The following is a 5,149-nucleotide window of genomic DNA, read 5'->3' as shown; positions in this document are numbered from 1 at the left end:
GGCGGAGAGCGCCCGACCGGCCTCGGGTCGGCCGGACGGCACCCGGGGAGGGCCGTCAGATGGTCGACCAGCCGCCGTCCGACATGAGGAGCACGCCGTTCACGTTCGCCGAGTCCTCCGAGAGCAGCCACGTGATCGAGGCGGCGAGCTGCTCGGCGGTCGCGGGGGCGGGCACGGTCGCCTGCATGATCGGCCCGAGTCGCCTGGCCCCGAGCTCGGAGCGGAACGACGCCTCGATGTTGGTCGCGACGGCGCCCGGTGCCACGGCGTTGACGCGCACTCCCGCGGGGCCGTAGAAGAGCGCGGTGCTCTTGGTCAGGCCCACGACCGCGTGCTTCGAGGTGGCGTACGGGGTGCCCGAGGCGCCGGCGCGCACGCTGGCCTCGCTCGCGACGTTGACGATCCGGCCGTGGCCGGCGTCGACCATCGCGGGCAGCACGGCGCGCATGAGCTTCATGGGTGCGGTCACGTTGATGCGCATGACGCGCTCCCACAGGGTGTCGTCGATCTCGGCCGTGGGGACGAACGAGTCCATGATCCCGGCGTTGTTGACGAGGCCCGTGATGCGGCCCTCGCCGGCCTCGACGATGCGGGCGATCACGGAGTCGTCGGACACGTCGCCGTCGATGGTCACGAGGGGGGCTTCGCCGCTCTCGGCGACGAGCGCGGCGAGGCGGTCGGCGTCGAGGTCGCTCGCGATGACGCGTGCGCCCTCGGCGAGGAGCCGGGTCGCGGTGGCCTTGCCGATGCCGGAGCCTGCGCCGGTGACGACGACGGTCGCGCCGGAGAATCGGTTCGGGATGGTCGACGTGCTCATGATGGGGGTCCTTCCGCCGGGTCGAGGTGCCTGGATTCGGCTCCTGCTACTTTTATAACACTCAGTGCCATAAACCTGTTTCGCGAGGAGATGTGATGTCGCAGACACCCGCACGCCGGGGACGCCCTGCCACGGTCGACCCGGCGCACGTCGCCGCCACGGCCCTGCGCCTGTTCACCGAGCGGGGCTTCGGGAACGTCACGATGGACGACGTCGCGAGCGCGTGCGGCGTCGGGCGGCGGACCCTCTTCCGCCTCTTCCCGTCGAAGGCCGCGATGGTCTGGGGCGGCTCGGGGGAGGCGCGCGACGCGATCACCGAGGTGCTGGGCGCGAGCAGCCCGACGAGCCTGGCCGAGGCGCTCGACGTGGTGCGCACCGCGTTCGTCGCGTCCTCGACCTTCCCCGACGACGCCCTCGAGGTCACGCGCCAGCGGCTGCGGCTCATCGGGTCGGACGACGAGCTGCTCGCCTGGGGCACCTCGCGCATCGGCACGTCGGCCGCGCTCGTCGAGTCCTACCTGGCCCGCGCCGAGGGCGGACCCCAGCCGTCGCTGCGCGCGCGGTCGCTCGCCGCGGCGTGCTCGGCCGCGAACTTCGCGGCCCTCGTCTGGTGGGCCGAGGCCGCTGCCGAGCGGGACCCGGCCCAGGTCGTCGACGACGCCCTCGCGCACCTCCTCGACGGAGCGCGCACCTGGGCGGCACAGGGCTGAGCGGGGCAGCCCGGCGCTGTCTCGGCATGGCCCCGGCGCGGCCGGCCTCCGGCGGCCCCGGTCGGCGTCATTCCCGGCACGCCGGGCGAGACCTACCAAAGGGGATTGTGTGAAGGATGTTCTGCCCGGGGGTACCGCCGCGTAACCTGTCACGCATGGCAAGCGAAACATCGGACGGCAGCGCCGCCATCGACGGCCTCCTGGACCCGGAGCACCCCTCCGCCACGTACGTCCTGGAGCCCGACGTCGTCGCTCCCCTCGTGGCCCGCGTCGTCACCTCCCACACGGCGGGCGAGCACCGCTCGGTCCTCCCGTTCACGGGGGCTCCGCTCGCGTCGATCCCTCTGTCCTCGGTCGAGGACGTCGCGGTCGCGGTCGAGCGTGCGCGTCGCGCCCAGCGGTCCTGGGCTCACACCACGGTCGCCGAGCGCGCCGCGGTGCTCCTGCGCTTCCACGACCTGGTCCTCGAGCGGCAGACCGAGATCCTGGACCTGCTCCAGATGGAGACGGGCAAGTCGCGTCGCAGCGCGTTCGAGGAGGTCGGTGACATCGCCCAGGTCACGCGCCACTACGGCGTGCGGGCCGCGCACTACCTCGCCGAGCGTCGCGTGGGCGGGATGCTGCCCGTCCTGACGCGCGCGAGCGTGCACCGCCGCCCGGTCGGCGTGGTCGGTGCGATCGCCCCCTGGAACTACCCCCTCACGCTGGCGCTCGCCGAGGCACTGCCCGCCCTGGTCGCGGGTAACGCCGTGGTGGTCAAGCCCGACCCCCAGACCACGCTGACGGCCCTGTGGGCCGCCGAGGTCCTCGAGGAGGCCGGGCTGCCCGGCGACCTGCTGCTCGTCGTGGCCGGTGGGGGAGAGATCGGCGCGGCCCTGACGGGGCTCGTCGACCACATCGCGTTCACGGGCTCGACCGCGACCGGGCGCAAGGTCGCCGCGCAGGCGGGCGAGCGGCTCATCGGGACCACGCTCGAGCTGGGCGGCAAGAACCCCCTGTACGTCGCGGCGGACGCGCACGTGCCGTCCGCGGCCCAGGGCGCGGTACGTGCGTGCTTCTCCAACAGCGGCCAGCTCTGCGTCTCGATCGAACGGCTCGTCCTGCACGAGGACATCGCTGAGGAGTTCCTCGACGCGTTCGTCCCGCTCGTGCGCGAGCTGAGACTCGGCACCGCGCTCGACTACTCGGTCGACATGGGCTCGCTCACGTCCCAGGCGCAGCTCGACCGCGTGGTGGCCCATGTCGACGACGCGCTCTCGCAGGGCGCCCGCGTGCTCGCAGGCGGCGTGCACCGCGCGGACATCGGGCCGTTCTTCTACGCGCCCACGGTCCTCGACCACGTGCCGCCCACGGCCGAGTGCGCGCGCGAGGAGACGTTCGGCCCGGTCGTCACGGTGACTCGCGTGCCCGACGACGCGGCCGCGATCCGGGCCATGAACGACTCGGACCTCGGGCTCAGCGCGAGCATCTGGACGCAGGACACCGCGCGCGGACGCCGCCTCGCGGCGCAGGTCGAGGCCGGTGCCGTGAACATCAACGACGGGTACGCGTCGGCGTTCGGCTCGGTCGCGGCACCCATGGGCGGGTTCAAGAGATCCGGCGTGGGGCGTCGGCACGGGCGCGAGGGGATCGAGGCGCTCACCGAGGCGCAGACGATCGTGGTCCAGCGCGGGGTGTCGCGCGGACTGAGCTTCGACACCCTCTACGCGCAGCCTGCCGACCGCGCGAGCCGCCTGCTCACGACCGCCTTCGCGGTCATGAAGAAGCTGCGCCTGCCGTAGCGGCCGAGAGGGAGTCCAGGACGTCCGTGACCGCGGTCTCGCGCGCGCCCAGGTGTACGGGCTCCCGGCCGGTCACGGCGTCCCAGGCGGCCTTGAGCGAGGCGGGCGCCTCGCGCACCCGGTACATCACGGCCTTGGCGGGCTCGACGCTCTGCGCGGACACGCCGACGCCCACCGCGTCGATGCCCGCCTGCGCGCACGAGAACAACGCCCGGGGCAGGTGGTAGTCCTGCGTGAGGACCACAGCCTCGGTGACCCCGAAGACCTCGCGGGCTCGCACGCACGTGTCGTGGGTGTCGAAGCCAGCGAAGTCGCGCACGACGCGTTCCGCGGGGACACCGTGGGTGACGAGCCAGTCGAGCATCGCGGTCGGTTCGTCGTAGTCCTCGCTCGAGTTGTCCCCGCTCACGAGGATCACCTCGACCGTGCCGCGCTCGTACAGCTCGCGCGCGGCGTCGAGGCGCCGCGTGAGGTACGTCGAGGGCGTGCCGTCGGGGCGCAGGCCCGCGCCGAGCACGAGAGCCACGGGGCGCGCGGGCACGTCCTCGACCCCCGGGCGCACGCGCAGCTGCCCGCTCACCTGGACCCACGCGACGGGGGCCGCGACCACGAGGACCAGCGCGGCTGCCCCGACGAGCGCGGCACGTCCGCGGCGGCCGCGCAGCCAGGACGGTCCGGGTCGGCGTCCCCGCCCCGTTGCGGGCCGCCCGGGACTCTCCGTGGAGGTGTCGTGCGGCCCCGCCACACCGTGCGCTGTCTCCGGGGGCGTGGCCCGGTCGGTCCCCTGCTCGCTCATGCGGGCGAGCCTACTGGCGCGGGTCGCCGCCCGGCGCGAGGCCGCGCGCGGCGAGGCCCGCGAGCTCGGTCCGCAGGTTGTGCTCGGCACGCTCCTGCCAGCGGTCGCGCCCCAGCGGGGTCCGGAAGAGCGAGGGGAGCGCGAGCAGCTGCTCGAGCACCGCGGCACGACCAGCCACGAACTGCTCGTCGGGCACGTGGGCGTACTCCGCGCGGACCTGCCGGACGTAGCGGGCGTACCGGTCGGGCGCGCTGCCGAGGATCGAGAGGTCGGCGTCGCACACGAGCGCGCCCGCCACGTCGTCGCCGTCCGGGTCGTGCGTCGCCGTGAGGCGTACGAGGCGCGCGACCTCCGCGACGTCGTCGGGCGTGAGGTGCGCCCCGCCCTGGGCGGGGGGCCGGTCCCCGGTGAGCGACGCCGTCGGGACGGGGACGAGCGGCGACAGGCGCGCGACCGCGAGCGCGGCCGACGCCTCCTCGTCCTCGCCCGCGACGCCCCCGTGGACCGCGTCGTGGAACCACAGCGCGAGCTGCGCGCGCAGCGACGTGCCCGACGGCGCCCGCTCGCCGGGGGAGGGCACGCCCGGCGAGCGGCCCTCCAGGACAGCGAGGGAGTCGAGCACGTGGACCAGGTGCGCGGGCCCGTGGTAGGCGCGGTGCGGCTCGTGCCAGCGGGCGATCAGGTCGTTGCCCACCTCGCGCGCCCCCGGGAGCCCCGGCAGGACCGCGTCCCAGCGCGCCAGCAGCGCCGCGGCCTTGGCCGCTCCCCGCTCGCGGGCCGGGACGCGCAGCCCCGATGCCCGCAGCCGCACGATGAGCTCGCGCCCCGACACGTCCTGGGCCCCTGCGGCGACACAGTCCGCGTGGCGCTCGGCCGGGACGTCGTAGTGGTCGAGGTCGAACGCGCGCCGGCCCAGCCCCAACCGCTCGGCGAAGTCGTGCAGCTCGTCGAGCGAGGAGTCCGAGACGAGGTGGGACCACGAGGTCCCGTGGGCCGGCCAGGTCGGCGGGTCGATGAGAAGAGCCACGCCTCGACCCTAGAGGGT

The 5,149-nt window shown here is 74.5% G+C and carries 5 protein-coding genes; 2 read left to right on the top strand and 3 right to left on the bottom strand.

What is annotated here, in order from left to right; all coding sequences use genetic code 11:
- Positions 1 to 55: 55 nt before the first annotated feature.
- Positions 56 to 817 carry an SDR family NAD(P)-dependent oxidoreductase gene (locus ACFRCR_RS16680; RefSeq protein WP_377679080.1) on the bottom strand — a complete coding sequence of 254 codons (762 nt, stop codon included), beginning with the start codon at positions 815 to 817 and terminating at the stop codon, positions 56 to 58.
- A gap of 95 nt (positions 818 to 912) precedes the next feature.
- On the opposite strand from ACFRCR_RS16680, the gene ACFRCR_RS16675 reads away from it, so the two are divergent.
- Together ACFRCR_RS16675 and ACFRCR_RS16670 are read left to right on the top strand one after the other, a co-directional pair.
- Positions 913 to 1,527: a TetR family transcriptional regulator gene (locus ACFRCR_RS16675; RefSeq protein ID WP_377679078.1), complete on the top strand. Its 615-nt coding sequence runs from the start codon at positions 913 to 915 to the stop codon at positions 1,525 to 1,527.
- 155 nt (positions 1,528 to 1,682) lie between these two features.
- Complete coding sequence (locus ACFRCR_RS16670) at positions 1,683 to 3,308, top strand: succinic semialdehyde dehydrogenase (RefSeq protein ID WP_377679076.1); 1,626 nt, start codon at positions 1,683 to 1,685, stop codon at positions 3,306 to 3,308.
- Here the strand turns inward: ACFRCR_RS16670 and ACFRCR_RS16665 are convergent.
- Complete coding sequence (locus tag ACFRCR_RS16665) at positions 3,283 to 4,104, bottom strand: vancomycin high temperature exclusion protein (RefSeq protein ID WP_377679074.1); 822 nt, start codon at positions 4,102 to 4,104, stop codon at positions 3,283 to 3,285. The genes ACFRCR_RS16670 and ACFRCR_RS16665 overlap by 26 nt on opposite strands.
- A gap of 10 nt (positions 4,105 to 4,114) precedes the next feature.
- Entirely contained in the window at positions 4,115 to 5,131 is a 1,017-nt protein-coding gene (locus tag ACFRCR_RS16660) for a DUF4031 domain-containing protein (protein WP_377679073.1), read from the bottom strand.
- Positions 5,132 to 5,149: the final 18 nt, after the last annotated feature.

The organism is Oerskovia sp. NPDC056781 (assembly GCF_042789955.1).
Classification (GTDB): domain Bacteria; phylum Actinomycetota; class Actinomycetes; order Actinomycetales; family Cellulomonadaceae; genus Oerskovia; species Oerskovia rustica.
Note: the sequence above shows the minus strand (reverse complement) of the source record. Positions and strands in the feature narration are given on the sequence as shown.